The 15662-nt window shown below is 37.5% G+C and carries 15 protein-coding genes; 8 read left to right on the top strand and 7 right to left on the bottom strand.

What is annotated here, in order from left to right:
- Positions 1–82 precede the first annotated feature (82 nt).
- Entirely contained in the window at positions 83–1915 is a 1833-nt protein-coding gene (gene glmS, locus SP041_RS10625) for a glutamine--fructose-6-phosphate transaminase (isomerizing) (protein WP_137297746.1), read from the bottom strand.
- A gap of 277 nt (positions 1916–2192) precedes the next feature.
- On the opposite strand from glmS, the gene SP041_RS10620 reads away from it, so the two are divergent.
- The 3 genes from SP041_RS10620 to SP041_RS10610 all read left to right on the top strand — a co-directional run bounded on the left by SP041_RS10620 (position 2193) and on the right by SP041_RS10610 (position 4624).
- The gene (locus tag SP041_RS10620) at positions 2193–2444 is read left to right on the top strand and encodes a hypothetical protein (protein ID WP_137297745.1); all 252 of its coding nucleotides are present in this window, start codon (positions 2193–2195) and stop codon (positions 2442–2444) included.
- A gap of 1 nt (position 2445) precedes the next feature.
- Entirely contained in the window at positions 2446–3804 is a 1359-nt protein-coding gene (rmuC, locus tag SP041_RS10615) for a DNA recombination protein RmuC (RefSeq protein ID WP_137297744.1), read from the top strand.
- A 193-nt stretch (positions 3805–3997) separates the two neighbouring features.
- Positions 3998–4624: a sel1 repeat family protein gene (locus tag SP041_RS10610; protein WP_137297743.1), complete on the top strand. Its 627-nt coding sequence runs from the start codon at positions 3998–4000 to the stop codon at positions 4622–4624.
- Positions 4625–4819: 195 nt separating this feature from the next.
- Here SP041_RS10610 and SP041_RS10605 read toward each other — a convergent pair whose 3' ends face one another.
- Positions 4820–5710 (bottom strand): LysR family transcriptional regulator, encoded by an 891-nt coding sequence (locus tag SP041_RS10605; RefSeq protein ID WP_240791454.1) that lies wholly within the window; start codon positions 5708–5710, stop codon positions 4820–4822.
- A 210-nt stretch (positions 5711–5920) separates the two neighbouring features.
- On the opposite strand from SP041_RS10605, the gene SP041_RS10600 reads away from it, so the two are divergent.
- Entirely contained in the window at positions 5921–6427 is a 507-nt protein-coding gene (locus SP041_RS10600) for a lactoylglutathione lyase family protein (RefSeq protein WP_137297742.1), read from the top strand.
- A gap of 129 nt (positions 6428–6556) precedes the next feature.
- Here the strand turns inward: SP041_RS10600 and SP041_RS10595 are convergent, their stop codons facing one another.
- Genes SP041_RS10595 through def form a run of 5 tightly spaced genes read right to left on the bottom strand, consistent with a single transcriptional unit; the run spans position 6557 to position 12226 of the window.
- Complete coding sequence (locus SP041_RS10595) at positions 6557–8002, bottom strand: TrkH family potassium uptake protein (protein ID WP_137297741.1); 1446 nt, start codon at positions 8000–8002, stop codon at positions 6557–6559.
- Positions 8003–8012: 10 nt separating this feature from the next.
- Complete coding sequence (gene trkA / locus SP041_RS10590) at positions 8013–9389, bottom strand: Trk system potassium transporter TrkA (protein ID WP_137297740.1); 1377 nt, start codon at positions 9387–9389, stop codon at positions 8013–8015.
- A gap of 35 nt (positions 9390–9424) precedes the next feature.
- The gene (gene rsmB / locus SP041_RS10585) at positions 9425–10723 is read right to left on the bottom strand and encodes a 16S rRNA (cytosine(967)-C(5))-methyltransferase RsmB (RefSeq protein ID WP_137297739.1); all 1299 of its coding nucleotides are present in this window, start codon (positions 10721–10723) and stop codon (positions 9425–9427) included.
- 6 nt (positions 10724–10729) lie between these two features.
- Complete coding sequence (gene fmt / locus SP041_RS10580; RefSeq protein WP_137297738.1) at positions 10730–11683, bottom strand: methionyl-tRNA formyltransferase; 954 nt, start codon at positions 11681–11683, stop codon at positions 10730–10732.
- A 30-nt stretch (positions 11684–11713) separates the two neighbouring features.
- Positions 11714–12226: a peptide deformylase gene (def, locus tag SP041_RS10575; protein WP_137297737.1), complete on the bottom strand. Its 513-nt coding sequence runs from the start codon at positions 12224–12226 to the stop codon at positions 11714–11716.
- A 94-nt stretch (positions 12227–12320) separates the two neighbouring features.
- Between def and SP041_RS10570 the strand changes: the two genes are divergently transcribed.
- Genes SP041_RS10570 through SP041_RS10555 form a run of 4 tightly spaced genes read left to right on the top strand, consistent with a single transcriptional unit; the run spans position 12321 to position 15579 of the window.
- Complete coding sequence (locus SP041_RS10570) at positions 12321–13400, top strand: LysM peptidoglycan-binding domain-containing protein (protein WP_137297736.1); 1080 nt, start codon at positions 12321–12323, stop codon at positions 13398–13400.
- A 31-nt stretch (positions 13401–13431) separates the two neighbouring features.
- Positions 13432–14541 carry a DNA-processing protein DprA gene (gene dprA / locus SP041_RS10565; RefSeq protein WP_346763645.1) on the top strand — a complete coding sequence of 370 codons (1110 nt, stop codon included), beginning with the start codon at positions 13432–13434 and terminating at the stop codon, positions 14539–14541.
- Positions 14542–14543: 2 nt separating this feature from the next.
- Positions 14544–15017: a DUF494 domain-containing protein gene (locus SP041_RS10560; protein ID WP_137297734.1), complete on the top strand. Its 474-nt coding sequence runs from the start codon at positions 14544–14546 to the stop codon at positions 15015–15017.
- 1 nt (position 15018) lies between these two features.
- Positions 15019–15579: a topoisomerase DNA-binding C4 zinc finger domain-containing protein gene (locus SP041_RS10555; RefSeq protein ID WP_137297733.1), complete on the top strand. Its 561-nt coding sequence runs from the start codon at positions 15019–15021 to the stop codon at positions 15577–15579.
- Positions 15580–15662: the final 83 nt, after the last annotated feature.

Raw genomic sequence — 15662 nt, 5'->3', positions numbered from 1 at the left:
CTAATCGATCCATTAAGAAGATGGATCGTTAGATAACAAAAAGCCGACTAACGTCGGCTTTTTTATTTAGTCATAATTAAACTTATTCTACTGTCACAGCTTTAGCTAAGTTACGTGGTTGATCAACGTCAGTGCCTTTGATTAAAGCAATATGATAAGACAGTAACTGCATCGGTACAGTGTGGAATATCGGTGCGATGATAGGGTCAACATGCGGTAACGAGATAATTTTCATTCCATCACATGCTTCAAAGCCCGAGTTCTCATCAGCAAATACATATAACAAACCACCACGTGCACGTACTTCTTCAACGTTTGATTTTAGCTTTTCTAACAAGTCATTATTAGGCGCAACGACAACCACTGGCATGTCCGCATCTACTAGCGCTAATGGGCCATGTTTTAATTCACCTGCAGCATAAGCTTCAGCATGAATGTAAGAAATCTCTTTTAATTTTAATGCCGCTTCCATCGCGATTGGATAATACTCACCACGACCTAAGAATAATGTGTGATGCTTATCAGCGAAATCAGGTGCTAACGCTGCAATTTCTTTATCAAACGCTAATGCTTTTTCAATTTGTGCTGGCAATAAATGTAAAGCGTGAACAATTTCTGTTTCTTTTTGCTTATTAATAGTGCCTTGTTCTTTGCCGATAGCCGTTACTAGAATCAACATTGCAGCAAGCTGTGTTGTGAATGCTTTTGTTGATGCTACGCCGATTTCAGTCCCTGCACGTGTCATAAATGCAAGGTCAGATTCACGTACTAATGAAGAACCAGAAACGTTACAAATTGACATGGCAGACATGTAACCTTTCTCTTTCGCTAAGCGTAATGCAGCTAATGTATCAGCAGTTTCGCCTGATTGAGAAAGTGTGAGTAATAAGCTGTTTGGACGAACAACAAAATCGCGGTAACGGAATTCAGAAGCAATTTCAACATCACAACTTACACCAGCAAGTGATTCAAACCAGTAACGAGCAGCCATGCCTGAGTTATATGAAGTACCACAAGCAATTATTTGAACATGTTGTACTTTAGATAAAATATCTTTTGCACCTGCGCCAATACTTTCAACAACGATGCTATCTTCATTGATACGACCTTCTAACGCACTTAGTAACGCAGTTGGTTGTTCAAAAATTTCTTTCTGCATAAAGTGACGGTACTTGCCTTTACTACCTGCATCATGTTCAACAGTAGATTCAATAATTTCACGTTCAATTGCATGACCATTTAAATCAAAAATGCTTACTTCGCGACGTGTAATTTCGGCTACGTCACCTTCTTCAAGGTAAGTAAAACGACGAGTTACATTTAATAGCGCAAGTTGATCTGATGCGAGGAAGTTTTCACCGATACCGTGACCGATAACAATTGGGCTACCTGAACGAGCAACGACTAAACGAGATGGGTCACGACTATCTAACGCCACCATGCCGTAAGCACCTTCTAATTGAGGTACTGCTTTTTGTACAGCTTCACGTAATGATGTAGATGTTCTTAATTCCCACTCCACTAAATGTGCAATGACTTCAGTATCTGTTTGAGATTTAAATGCATAACCACGTTGTTGTAGTAACACACGTAATGGTTCATGATTTTCAATAATGCCGTTATGTACGATAGAGATATCAGCTGATACGTGTGGATGTGCATTAACTTCAGAAGGTTCACCGTGTGTTGCCCAACGAGTGTGCGCAATACCAGTACCGCCCATTGCTTGCATATTTTCAACGGCATCGGCTAATTCTTTTACTTTACCTAAACGACGTACTCGAGTTAATTTACCTTCGCTATCAACAATGGCTACACCGGCTGAGTCATAACCACGATATTCTAATTTTTTTAGACCTTCGATTAAAATTTCAGATACTTCTCTTTGCGCAACTGCACCAACGATACCGCACATAAACTTCCCCTGATATTAGTTTTAAATTAATGAGGTATGCACTTTAATTCATTTCCATTAAAATATCACGCATAAATATGCATAAACATGCAAGAGTACGGTTATTAACTCTAAATAGGCAATTTTTAAATTAAAAACAGCATAATAATGCATTGATTGTTTAATATTGATACGGTGATTAAATCTTGTATTAACCTTCTATATTTACAGTTATCTATTCACTTATATAGAATTACTGTTTAAAGTTACAGTTCATCTATTCTCGATTGGAAAGTGCATGTTAAATACCCCTCTTACTCAAACTTTGTCTTTGATTTGGAAACTATTAACGGTTTTGATCTTGCCTGTGATTATGGCTATTTATGTAAAAACCATGGATACCTATTACGGCCCTTTTGCTTTTGTAGATTTAGATTTGGGTAAAAACTTACATAAATGGGTCGTTCTCGCCATTTATTTAGCTTTTCTACTTTGTTGGAACAGGCTTAACCCGCATGTAATCAGCGCGTTAAAAAGACTGGAATATTAAAATGTCTGTAGATTTATTGGCAAACAATACAATGTTATTAATAAGTATTGTAGCGGTCCTACTTTTGAGCGCTTTATTGTTTACATTGAGCTCACTCTCCCGCACTAGAAAAGCCCTCGCTGAACAACACCTTGCTTTAAAACTAACAGAACAAAATCTACAACATCAAACTCAACAAAATGCTTCACAACAAAATAAGATAGATGATTTATCGCTACACAATGAAAGCTTACAAGCACAAACCAGTAAGTTAACAACACGCGTTAGAGAATCAGATATTCGCTTGCAAGCAGGTGAACAGCGTTTACGAGATCAACAAGCAACAGAAGCTAAATTAAGCCAACAATTTGAAGTATTATCACAACGCATTTTTCACGATAAATCGACACAATTTAAACAATTAAATGAACAATCTATTAAGCAGTTGTTAGACCCTCTTAGCACGCAGTTAGAAGGCTTTCAAAAACAAGTGACGGATTGCTACGTTAATGAAAGTAAAGAACGTTTTAATTTAAAGCGCGAAATTGATCAGCTTGCTAGCCTTAATAACTTAATGCATCAAGAAACCCAAAACCTAACCAATGCGTTAAAAGGTGATAATAAACAACAAGGTAACTGGGGTGAGGTCGTTTTACAGCGCATTCTAGAAAATTCAGGATTACGCGAAGGTCATGAATACGCGACTCAAGTAAATTTAAAAGACAGCAAAGGACAACGATTTTTACCTGATGTGATTGTTAACTTACCACAACAGCGCAATATTATTATCGACTCTAAGGTATCTTTAGTCGCTTATGAACGCTACTTCAATAGCCAAGATGTGGGCGAACAGAAACAAGCCATCGATGCGCACTGCTTATCCATAAGACAACATATTAGAGGATTGGGTAAAAAGGATTACCAAGACTTAATTGGTGCCAACACATTAGACTATGTATTGTTATTTGTTGCTGTAGAGCCAGCCTTTATTGTTGCTTTAGAGCACGATCCAAGCTTAGTTCAACTAGCTTTAGACAATAATATTTTATTAGCGAGCCCAAGTAATTTAATGATTGCTTTGCGTACCATTGAAAATCTATGGCGCTTTCAACGTCAAGAAAACAATGGTCAACTGATCGCCCAGCAAGCCAGTAAGTTATACGATAAATTGCGTTTATTCAGTGATAACTTCTTAGAGGTCGGCTCTCAGATAGATAAAGCACAAAAAACCTACCATAGCGCACTGAAACAGCTTAGTTCTGGACGTGGTAATGTGATACAACAAGCAGAGCAATTAAAAGGCTTAGGCGTGCCTATTAAGCGCCCTATCGCAGATCAACTTACCCAGCAGAATCCAGATCCAGAGCAATTGAGTGAATAGCGTTATCAAGTGAAGATAAATAATTACATTTTAAAGCTCAAAGTTTGAATACTACTATTGGCCCTTTACAGAAATGACCAAATAAAATAAACAGATCAACCAGAAAAAAACGTGAACAAGTTAATATTAATTAGAGCATCCGAATCTCTAATGAAATTGCGACTTCATTTGTACGATGTAATTGGTAAAAAAGATGAAAAATAAAAAAATAATGCTATCAAAAATTATAGTCTCCATAGTCGCATTAATTTTCTTGAGCTTTTTTATTTCAAGCAAAAAAGAAAATAAAATATTAAACAATATAATAAAAGAAATAAACTCTGAAGATATAAACGTAAAAAATGATGCGATAGAGAAATTAGAGTTATTAGCAAAAAAAGGGAACTCTATTGCAATGTATCGTTACAGTGAAATACTAATAGATTCAGATAGAATGGAAGAAGCTATTCATAATTTGGAATTATTATTTGAAGCTGGAGATGAGAAAGCGACAATTCTTTTGGGGATTACATACCTAGAAAATACTGAAAAAAAATTGAAAGGATTTCATTTATTAAATACATTGGCAGAAAAAGGCTCATCAACGAGTCAGCTTTATCTAGGGGTTTGCTTTACAGAAGAAGAATGCCCACTACCAAAAAATGAATATCTAGCTTTTTACTGGCTAACCTTAGCAGAAAAGAATGGGGAGTCAGATGCAAACTTTCTCCTTAAAATAACTAAAACAAAAAATGAAAAAATAAACCGTGAAGTACAAAAAGAAGAGACACAAAAAGTAATCTGCGAGATTAACCCTTCATCTCAGAGTTGTAGTCCATAATTTCATTTTATGTAAACGAACCAATTTCGAGGTTTATTATAAATAAGATTGCTGATATACAAATACAATCAACTCCAAATTATGTCCAATTAAGAGTAATACTATTGTCAGAATTCCCAGAGACTTTAGCTTTCCTATATTATTTATCTCATGGTTAACTTTACCCATTACATAACCAATAATTTCATGGATAACTTACCCTAAAAGCTGTTTTATTTTATTTTCAAACCATTGATAGCGTGAAGGTAATTGACGATAACGTTTTTGAGTTAAATACAGGGACTCTTGAACTGCATAAGTTAATGGCAGTACTTTTAATTGCTGTGGTTGACTAAATTGTTGCACCGCACGCTTTTGTAAAATAGTGTATCCAACCCCTTGCGCAACGGGCAGTAGAATTTGCTGTAGTTGATTCACATAACCTTTAATATTAAGGCTACTAGGGCCTTTATAATCAGCCGTAAAATTGCTTGAGAAAACCTTTTCAAGAAAGTGTAAGCCATCGGGATGGTTAATAAATCCAAGTTCGTTGAGTGCAGAGAAATCGCAATGTTGATCTAAGCTTACGTCGGCATTAGCAGGCACTACCAATTGCAGCTCTTCATAACCCACCAGCGTTTGTTTTAGTTGTTCATGTTCCGTTTGTCGGGTCACGATCCCTAAATCTATTTTGTTACTGAGTAAGTCATTAATAATATTCTGATTAGGAGCGGCTTCAACAAAAACACTTAGTTTAGGATGCACACTCTGTTGCTGCACAAAATAAGGGTAAAGAAAATTAGCGAGTGCGCCAGAGCAGGTTATTGAGCAAATACCTTGTATCGGATCATCCTGATTAATGCTTTCACTTAACTGTTCTTCTAACGCACGCACACTTAATCCCATTTGATAAAGCTTTTCACCTGCTAAGGTTAATTCAAACTGTTTGCCATAACGAGCTAATAGCAAAGTATTAAAATGCTTTTCAAGCTTTTTAATGTGTTGTGTCACACCCGGCTGGGTCATAAACAGCTGTTCAGCAGTATGCGTAAAGTGCTTAGTCTCAACTAATTTCATAAAGGTATTAAGATGCTTTTGATTAATCACTTTTATCTCTTCACTTCTTTGTTAATGGTGACAGGGCATGACTTGTCATCGTTCTTTTAATAGTTACTGGTAATAACTATTACCAACACCTCACAACTATAACAAAAAATTATTAAAATAATAACAAATGATAATTTCATGAAAGAGTTTTATTTCTTTATTCTTTATCTCACATAAACAAACTTGCATTTAGCAATGAGGAGAGAAGAGATGAATAACCCTTACCCACGTAGTTTTTCACATATTGGTATTTCAGTACCTAACTTGGAAGCCGCTGTAAAATTTTATACTGAAGTATTAGGTTGGTACACCATTATGGAGCCAAGCGATGTAGTTGAAGACGCAAGTGCCATTGGTGAAATGTGTACCGATGTTTTTGGTGCAGGCTGGGAGCGTTTTCGTATTGCACACTTATCAACGGGTGATCGCATTGGTGTTGAATTGTTTGAATTTAAAAACCAAGAAAACCCTGACAATAATTTTGAATATTGGAAAACTGGTATTTTCCACTTTTGCGTACAAGATCCAAATGTAGAAGCATTAGCAGATAAAATAGTCGCCGCTGGTGGAAAACGCCGAATGAAAGCACCACGTTATTATTACCCAGGAGAAAAACCTTACCGCATGATCTACATGGAAGACCCATTTGGTAATATTCTAGAAATTTATAGCCACAGTTATGAATTGCATTATGCTAGCGGTGCTTATCAAAAATAAGTGGTCAACAGCTAATTGAATGCTTTAAAAAACCAAACAATACAGGAGAACAACAATTAATCTGATGAATAAAGTTAATTATTGGCTCTCTTGTATCGTCTGTTTTCGTTTGGCAGGCTCACGTTTTTATTAGCGGCGCCAAAAATGACCAGTAAACATGACAGCAACGGTTAATATTTCTAAACGTCCCATTAACATACAAATAGATAATACCCACTTAGACGCATCAGGCAGTGCAGCAAAGTTACCAGATGGTCCAATTGATTCAACTAATCCCGGCCCTACATTTGAAACGGCCGTGATTGATGCGGTTAATGCCACCATGGCTTGCGAACCAAATAACGTCAGTAATAAGGTAGACACTGCGATTGTCATCATATAAGCAATGACAAAGGCGACTAATGAACGCAATATTTCATCACTGACTTTACGATTATTGTATTTTTGTGTGAAGAGCGCATGAGGATGCATTAATAGCATTAAATGACGCTTTAAAAGGCTGAAAGCAATTTGGAAACGGAATATTTTCATCCCACCAGAGGTTGAGCCTGAGCATGCGCCAGTAAACAATAACCCAGTAAAGATAATCAAACTAAAATCTCCCCAAGTAAGGAAATCATCTAACCCAAAGCCTGTTGTTGTAACCACAGAAACCACATTAAACACGCTTAATCGAATCGCATCAGCCCATGAAAATTGGTTACTCATGACTAAATAAGCACTTAAACTTAACGAACAAACAATCACTAACAAGGCAAAACCTTGGATTTGAGCATCTTTCCATAACGGCTGTAGTGATTTTTGTTTCATCCCCCTAATCATCAACAGAAAAGGCAGTCCACCTAGAAACATAAAGATAATAGCGTTCCAATGGGCAATATGTGAGAAATGCCCCATTGAGCTGTCAGAGGTTGAATAACCACCCGTAGAGATGGTTGTCATCGCATGATTCACTGCATCAAAGTTTTCCATTCCTGCAAAACGATAACCAATGAAACAACAAACCGTTAAAGAGACATATACCAGCAGAATATCTAACGCGACACGGCGAGTTTTAGACGCTGATTTATCAGACCAATCGGATGATTCTGTTTGGAATAAACGCATCCCCCCGACATTTAAAAATGGCAGTATCGCTACGCCCATAACAATGAAACCCACACCGCCTAGCCATTGCAGAATAGATCGCCATAAGAGGATACTCGGGTGCATAGTATCTAAACCATGTAAAACCGTACTACCCGTCGTGGTGATCCCTGACATGGTCTCAAAAAAAGCATCGCTATAACTAATGTGTTGAATAAAAACAAAAGGTAATGCCGCAAATAAGCTCGCTAAAATCCATACCGCAGTAGTGAGCATAAACATCTCTCTCACCCCCAAATGGGAGCGATCGGTTTCGCCGCCAAAATAGAGGAAAATGATCGATGCTAAGTGTGTGATGATGATTGATGCTAGAAACTCCATTCCACCAAAGGAATTATAGTAAAAAGCTAATATCATCGGGAAATACATAAATACTGCCATTTTTGACAGTACTAACCCTGTGATGAAAAAGAGAGGACGATAAGTCATCTACTATCTCTTACAGGAAGAATGGACTTGGTTGGAATAGTTTCTCAATATCACTGATATATTTTTTGTTCACTAAGAACAAAATAACGTGATCGTCTGTTTCTATCACCGTATCATCATGTGCAATCAATACCTGCTCATCACGTACAATTGCCCCAACACTGGTTCCTTTAGGTAGTTTTAGCTGAGAGATCTCTTTACCCACTACTTTAGACGTCATATTGTCGCCTCGCGCAACAATCTCAATGGCTTCTGCCAAACCTTCACGTAATGAATAAACATGTTTTAAGTCGGCTTTACGAACGTGTGTTAATAAGGCTGATAATGTCGCTTGCTGCGGTGATATCGCAATATCAAGGATGTTACCTTGGATCAAGTCAACATAAGCGGTACGTTGAATCAATACCATGGCTTTACGTGCACCTAAACGTTTTGCCAACATCGCAGACATGATATTCGCTTCATCGTCATTGGTGACGGTAATAAATAAATCTGTTTGGTCAATATGCTCTTCTAGTAGTAAATCTTGATCTGATGAGTCACCACAAAAAACAATCGTATTCGATAACGTTTCAGACAAATATTCTGCACGACTGTAATTTTTCTCAATCAGTTTCACTGAGTTTTCTTTTTCTAAGCGTTTCGCTAAGCTTTCACCGATATAACCGCCACCCACAATCATGATACGTTTATAAGGGTGTTCAAGTTTTTGCATCTCCCCCATAATCGCACGAATATTAGGGCTTGCTGTAATAAAGAACACTTCATCATCGGCTTCAATAATGGTTGTTCCTTGAGGACGAATTGCTTTACCACGTCTAAATATAGCTGCCACACGTGCTTCAATATTAGGCATATGTTCTTTTAAAGCAGAAATAGCGTTACCAACTAAAGAACCACCATAATAAGCACGAATCGCCACTAGACCTACTTTACCATTTGCGAAGTTAGCAACTTGAAGCGCCCCGGGATATTCAATTAACTGAGCGATGTAATCACTCACTAACTTTTCAGGTGCGATGATATGGTCAATGGGAAAAGCATCTTTATTAAAGAGCTCTTTCTCATGCATCACGACACTTTGAGATCGAATACGCGCTATTTTTTTAGGCACATTAAATAATGTAAAAGCAATTTGACAGGCCACCATGTTAATTTCGTCACTGTTAGTCACAGCAATTAACATGTCGGCATCAATGGCACCTGCATCACCCAATGTATGTGGGCTAGAAGCACTGCCTTGTACTACACGTAAATCAAATCGATCTTGTAGCTCTTGTAAGGCTTCGTGATTTTCATCAACCACGGTGATATCGTTATTTTCGCCAACCAAGTTTTCAGCTAAAGAAGCACCAACTTGCCCTGCACCTAAAATAATAATCTTCATTTCATCTCACTGCTTATCGATTGATTTTGTTCTTTTTATAACGCTTTTTGTAGTTTCGCGTAATAAAACCCATCCATTTTTTGCTCATTAGGCAAAATTTGGCGACCTTTAATTGAATCATTATGTTGTGCAGATAGTGGAATTAATGATGCATCACTTGTACTTTCTAGAAAGTCTTTGATTTGTAGATCATTTTCATCGGGTAAAATAGAACACGTTGCATATAACAACACACCACCCGGTTTCAGTTTTTTCCATAATGCGCTCAAAATATTCTTTTGTAACGACACTAATTCACTAATATCACTATCACGTCTTAACCAACGAATATCTGGATGACGACGAATAACCCCTGTAGCACTACATGGGGCATCACATAGAATGCGATCAAATTGTTCACCAGACCACCACTCATCAGGTTTTGATGCATCGCCGGGGATAACAGTCGCTTGTAGATTCAACCTTTCTAAATTTTCTTTAACACGTAATAAGCGCTTTTCATCAAAATCAACGGCTACCATTTGTTTAAGCTTTGGTTGTAGTTCTAATGTATGAACGGTCTTTCCACCCGGAGCAGAACAAGCATCTAACACCAAATCATTAGGCTGTGCATCTAAATAATGTGCCGCTAATTGTGCTGCGCCATCTTGCACTGATACCCAACCTTCAGAGAACCCCGGTAACTGGTAAACATCACACGCATTTTCTAAACATAAGGCATTGTCATTAAACTCAGCAATATCGGCTTTTTTATCTTGCTCTGTTAACAAAGCAAGATATTGTTCACGATCATGAAAGCGTGAATTTACACGTAACCACATTGGCGCTTGTTGGTTATTGTCCGTCATTATTTGTGCCGCTTTTTCTTCACCGTAAGCTGCTTGAAGGCGTTTAACTAACCAACTTGGGTGACAATATAATAAAGCCGGTTGCTGATCTGCTTGCTCAATTAAACTTTCCTGTTCGCGTAAAAAGCTACGTAACACGCCATTAATCATGCCTTTTAATGCAGGTTTTTTCAGGGCTTTTGCACCGTTAACCGTTTCGCCAACAGCAGCATGGCTTGGAATACGTGTATACAATAATTGATAAATACCCACTAAAATCAGAAAGTGTAAATCACGCTGTTTACCGGTTAATGGCTTTTTCATTAATGAGCGACAGAAAAAATCTAAGCGAGGCAGAGTACGCAATACTCCGTAACACAGCATTTGTACTAATGCTTTGTCTTTAGGGGTGAGGTCTTGTTGAATAGCAGGCAATGCTTGTGATAACGATTGCCCCTTTTCTACTACTTGATTTAGCACTTTCGCAGCAATCGCACGTACATTCATTTTTAATTAACCTTGTTCGAGTAAATTGCTAGAAACTGTAAACAGTTCACGGCGAGAATTTAAAACATCTTGTACAGGCATTGCTTTTTTACCTGCTAATTGAATGACTTCAAGGTTAAGCACACCCTGACCAGTGGCAACTTGGATTCCATTTTTATCAACATTTACAATGGTGCCTGCTGGCTCCGTGGTTGTTGATGCTACTATTTTAGCTTGGTGAACTTTGATGACTTGTCCTGCCCATTCAAAATAGCTGATTGGCCATGGATTAAATGCACGAACACAACGGTCAATAAACTCAGCATCATCTTGCCAATTAATTAACGCTTCAGCTTTGCTCAACTTTTTAGCATAAGTTGCTTCGTTTTCATCTTGCTGCTCAGCAATCAACTCACCTGCTTGTAATTGATTAATGGTTTCAATTAAAACAGCAGGAGCTTGCTTCGCTACTTTTGCATAAAGTGACGCACTGGTTTCATCTGTATCAATCGGACAGCTCACTTTTTTAAGCATATCCCCCGTATCCAGCCCTTCATCCATTTGCATGATGGTCACGCCAGTCTCTTTATCACCCGCCCAGATAGCACGTTGAAAAGGTGCAGCACCTCGCCATCTTGGTAATAATGAACCATGCACGTTTAAACAACCTAAACGAGGAGTGGTTAATACGCTAGTAGGTAAAATTAACCCATAAGCCACCACGATCATTAAATCAGCATTTAATGATGCAAGTTGCTCAACACTGTCACTTTGTTTAAAGTTTTCTGGTTGATAAACTGCAATATCATTTGCTAATGCGACTTCTTTTACTGCACTTGCTGTCAGCTTTTTACCTCGCCCTGCGGGACGATCTGGCTGACTATAAACGGCCACGACATCAAATTCTGCGGCAATTAATGCTTGCAAGTGATTAGCAGCAAAATCAGGCGTACCTGCAAAAATTATTTTTAGTTTTTCCACGAAACAACCTTAAACTAATGTGATTATAAATTATGAGAATTTTTCTTTTTGACGCTGAAGTTTTTCAAGCTTCGCTTTAATGCGTTTTTGCTTAAATGGCGATAAGTAATCAATGAATAACTTGCCTTTTAAATGATCCAACTCATGCTGAATACACACAGCAAATAAACCATCTGCTTTAACAACGTGTGTTTCACCGTCTAAATCTTGATACTGTAAAGTAACAAACTCAGCACGCTCAACTTCAGCATTAGTTTCAGGAACAGATAAACAACCTTCTTCAGAGATTTCTACACCATCACTCTCTAAAATAGTTGGATTAATTAATACAAGAGGTTGATCACGCTCAGCAGAAACATCGATCACAACAAGGCGTTGATGGAAGTTAACTTGCGTTGCAGCCAGTCCTACACCATCTTCGTCATACATGGTTTCGATCATATCTGACGCGAATTGTTTAATTTCTGGTGTGATTTCCTCAACGGGTTTTGCAATAGTTCTTAGACGTTCGTCTGGAAAATGTAATACTTCAAGTAAAGGCATGGTATTATTGTGCTCATAATTAATGGTAAAAAGTTAATTCTAGTCATTTCCTTTTATAAAAAACAGTTTTATTAATCACAGAGCAAGGATTGTTATGAAATTAAAACTTATTGTATCGCTTATTATTGGGGTAGCTCTTTCAATGGCGGCGATTGCAGACACAATTAAACTGAAAGCAGACCACCCAGATACTTATATCGTTAAAAAAGGAGATACTCTTTGGGAAATCTCTTCTGTATTCTTAAATAGTCCTTGGTTATGGCCACACCTTTGGGAAAATAATAGTCAAATAGACAACCCAGACTTAATTTACCCCGGTGACATTTTAAATCTTATATGGGTAGATGGTCAGCCAAGACTCACTCGTAAAAGATTAAAAAAATTGTCGCCAATCCCCCGTTTAGAAGAAAAAAGACAAGCTATTCCTATTATTCCATTAGAGATGCTTTCTGCCTTCCTATCAAGAGATCATATTATTGACCCTGCTTTATTAGAAGGAAGCCCTCGTTTATTGGGTGACTCAGTGGGTTCTCCTCGTTTCTTTGAAGGCGATATTTTTTATGCTGAAGGCCAATACGATAAAAATAAACTGTATGGTATATATCGTTTAGGTAAAAATTATAAAAGCGCCACTGGCAAAAAATTAGGATCTGAATTAATCTTTATCGGGCAATCGCAAGTATCACAAAGTCCAAATGTAGATACGACATATAAAGTAACACCGCATGATTTAATAAGAAGTTCTCGTGAAGCTCGTCAAGGTGACTTAATTTTAGCGATTCCTGAATATGAAACGATTCCTGCTTATTTTATTCCTAAACCAGTGCCAAAAAGCACTAAAGGTCGCATCTTAGCTGCTGTCAATGGTTCTGCCGCGATCGGTAAATGGGATATTGTGGTAATTGATAAAGGCAAACGAGACGATATTCAAATCGGTTCAATGTTTTCTATTTTACGTTCAGGGCAGGCTCTATTAGTCGATAATAAAGAAATTATTTATCAAGAAGACAGTAATGTATTCGATAAGATTGGCGAAGCTGATTTACAACTTCCACCTGAACGTGTTGGTGAGTTGATGGTATTTAAAGCTTATGAACACTTAAGTATTGCAATACTTATGCGTGGTAATGACGTTATTGGTTCTACATACAAAATTGAAGGGTTAACGTTCTAGACGGCAACCTCTTTAATTAAGAGAGGTTGTTATTCAAAAAAATCTGTTTGAACATGATGCCATTGTAGACTCCCTTTATTGCTGGATAGCACTTGATGCTATTCCAGCACTTCAAAAGCGTAAAGTTTTTACGCTTTTATCTCACTATTCAATTGAACAACTATTTCAACTTAATCAGCAACAATTAGCAGCCCTTCATTTAAAACCCGAACAAATAGATGCTTTCTTACATCCTAATAAAGTACATATTCAATCTTGTCTAGATTGGCAACAAAATGCAGATGATCGTAATATCATCAGTTATGGCGATTCACGTTACCCTTTATTATTGAAACAAATAAGCAGCCCTCCGTTACTATTATTTACTCAAGGTAATTTAAACCTCTTAAACTCTCCGCAAATAGCCATTATCGGCAGTCGTAGTTGTACTCCCTATGGTAAAGAAAAAGCCCATGACTTAGCACAACAACTCTCTAAGGTAGGTTTAACCATTACCAGTGGTTTAGCGATAGGCGTTGATGGGATGGCACATCAAGGAGCGTTAAAAGAAATAGGATCTACGATTGCAGTGTTAGGAACTGGTTTAAATAATATTTACCCTAAACGCCACGCTTCACTAGCAACCACTATTCGCGAGAAAGGATTATTAATATCAGAATTTTGGCCAGATACACCAGCCTACCCCAGTAACTTTCCAAGACGTAATCGCATCATATCTGGTTTAAGCTTAGGTACTTTGGTGATTGAAGCATCATTAAAAAGTGGCTCATTAATTACTGCTCGTTATGCCACAGAACAAAATAGAGAAGTGTTTGCGTTACCTGGATCAGTTGATAACCCTCAAGCGTGTGGTTGTTTGAAATTGATTCAACAAGGAGCAAAACTAATATTAAATAGCGATGATATTATTAATGAATTTCCCACATTAAATTTATTACCATCAACCACGATAGAACAACCGACCTCTGCTAAAAATCAGTCGCCTTTACTGGCACTAATTGATTATAACCTAACCAGTTTTGAAACAATTTTAGCCCGTAGCGGAATGGATGTGGTGAGCTTACAAAATGAGTTAATAGAATTAGAGATAAATGGTATAATTAACGTCCAACCGCAAGGTTACACCAAGTTAAAAGGTTAGTTATGTTCGAAATTATCATGTATCTCTTTGAAAGTTATATACAAGTTGATCAAACGATGGAACTTGATACTCAAGAGGTGACCGATGAATTAATGCAAGAAGGTTTTCAAAAGTCAGAAATAACCAAAGCGTTGGCTTGGTTAGACAACCTTGCAAACATGCATAACCAAGAGCCTCAAACGAGAGCAACAGCAGAAAAAAAGACATCGCATCGTATTTACAACAAACAAGAACAACGTCAAATATGTCTAGAGTGCCGTAATTATATTCACTATTTAGAAGAAGCAAAGATATTAACCACACACACACGTGAAATGGTCATTGATTGCATCATGTCTTTAGACAGCGGTGAATTAATATTAGAAGATGTGAAATGGCTGATTCTCATGGTCTTATTTAACGACCCTGTTAGTGATGATGCATTTTTACAATTAGAATCCATGCTGATGGATTTTGAAGATGGATTAATCCATTAGTATGAGCACGTTAAGCACTCACCATGAAAAAACATCTGAAGCCTGCCCAAAGTGTGCTTCTCCATTGCATATCAGAAATGGTAAACAAGGTCCTTTTTTAGGATGCAGTGCTTACCCTGAATGTGATTATTTACGTCCATTACATGAAAAGAGTGAAGTAAAAAAAGTATTAACAGGAAGCAGCTGTCCTTTATGCCAACATGAACTGGTATTAAAACAAGGACGCTTTGGGTTATTTATTGGCTGTACTGACTATCCAACCTGCGAACATACCGCTCAACTTTCAGAACAAAAAAAGCCAATAGCAGAAGCTCCTAAAGAAGATTCTGTTCCTTGTCCAAGCTGTAAAAGTGGTCATTTAATTGCCCGCCAATCTCGTTTTGGCAAAACATTTTATGCCTGTGACAATTATCCTGATTGCAAATATGCAGTGAATGACAAACCCGTCAATGAGTTCTGTCCTGAGTGTAAATGGCCAATATTAGTCGAACGAAAAACAGCGACGGCTAAGCGTATAATCTGTCCTAAAAAAGGATGTAATTATAGAAGTAAGCCACTATAATTATGGGCTCTTTTGTATCCATACACTCTATATTCTTGCCTTTTTACGGGGCGACTGAATAACCTACGATCAACTCGTTTATT

Source organism: Psychromonas sp. SP041 (assembly GCF_000470315.2).
In the GTDB taxonomy this organism is placed as follows: domain Bacteria; phylum Pseudomonadota; class Gammaproteobacteria; order Enterobacterales; family Psychromonadaceae; genus Psychromonas.
Note: the sequence above shows the minus strand (reverse complement) of the source record. Positions and strands in the feature narration are given on the sequence as shown.

Bases quoted from the DNA above. Each gene is read 5' to 3' on its own strand.
- trkA (WP_137297740.1), bottom strand. From the start codon at position 9,389: ATGAAGATTATTATTTTAGGTGCAGGGCAAGTTGGTGCTTCTTTAGCT.
- SP041_RS10595 (WP_137297741.1), bottom strand. From the start codon at position 8,002: ATGACTTATCGTCCTCTCTTTTTCATCACAGGGTTAGTACTGTCAAAA.
- SP041_RS10620 (WP_137297745.1), top strand. From the start codon at position 2,193: ATGTTAAATACCCCTCTTACTCAAACTTTGTCTTTGATTTGGAAACTA.
- rmuC (WP_137297744.1), top strand. From the start codon at position 2,446: ATGTCTGTAGATTTATTGGCAAACAATACAATGTTATTAATAAGTATT.
- glmS (WP_137297746.1), bottom strand. From the start codon at position 1,915: ATGTGCGGTATCGTTGGTGCAGTTGCGCAAAGAGAAGTATCTGAAATT.
- SP041_RS10555 (WP_137297733.1), top strand. From the start codon at position 15,019: ATGAGCACGTTAAGCACTCACCATGAAAAAACATCTGAAGCCTGCCCA.
- def (WP_137297737.1), bottom strand. From the start codon at position 12,226: ATGCCTTTACTTGAAGTATTACATTTTCCAGACGAACGTCTAAGAACT.
- SP041_RS10610 (WP_137297743.1), top strand. From the start codon at position 3,998: ATGAAAAATAAAAAAATAATGCTATCAAAAATTATAGTCTCCATAGTC.
- SP041_RS10560 (WP_137297734.1), top strand. From the start codon at position 14,544: ATGTTCGAAATTATCATGTATCTCTTTGAAAGTTATATACAAGTTGAT.
- rsmB (WP_137297739.1), bottom strand. From the start codon at position 10,723: ATGAATGTACGTGCGATTGCTGCGAAAGTGCTAAATCAAGTAGTAGAA.
- SP041_RS10600 (WP_137297742.1), top strand. From the start codon at position 5,921: ATGAATAACCCTTACCCACGTAGTTTTTCACATATTGGTATTTCAGTA.
- SP041_RS10570 (WP_137297736.1), top strand. From the start codon at position 12,321: ATGAAATTAAAACTTATTGTATCGCTTATTATTGGGGTAGCTCTTTCA.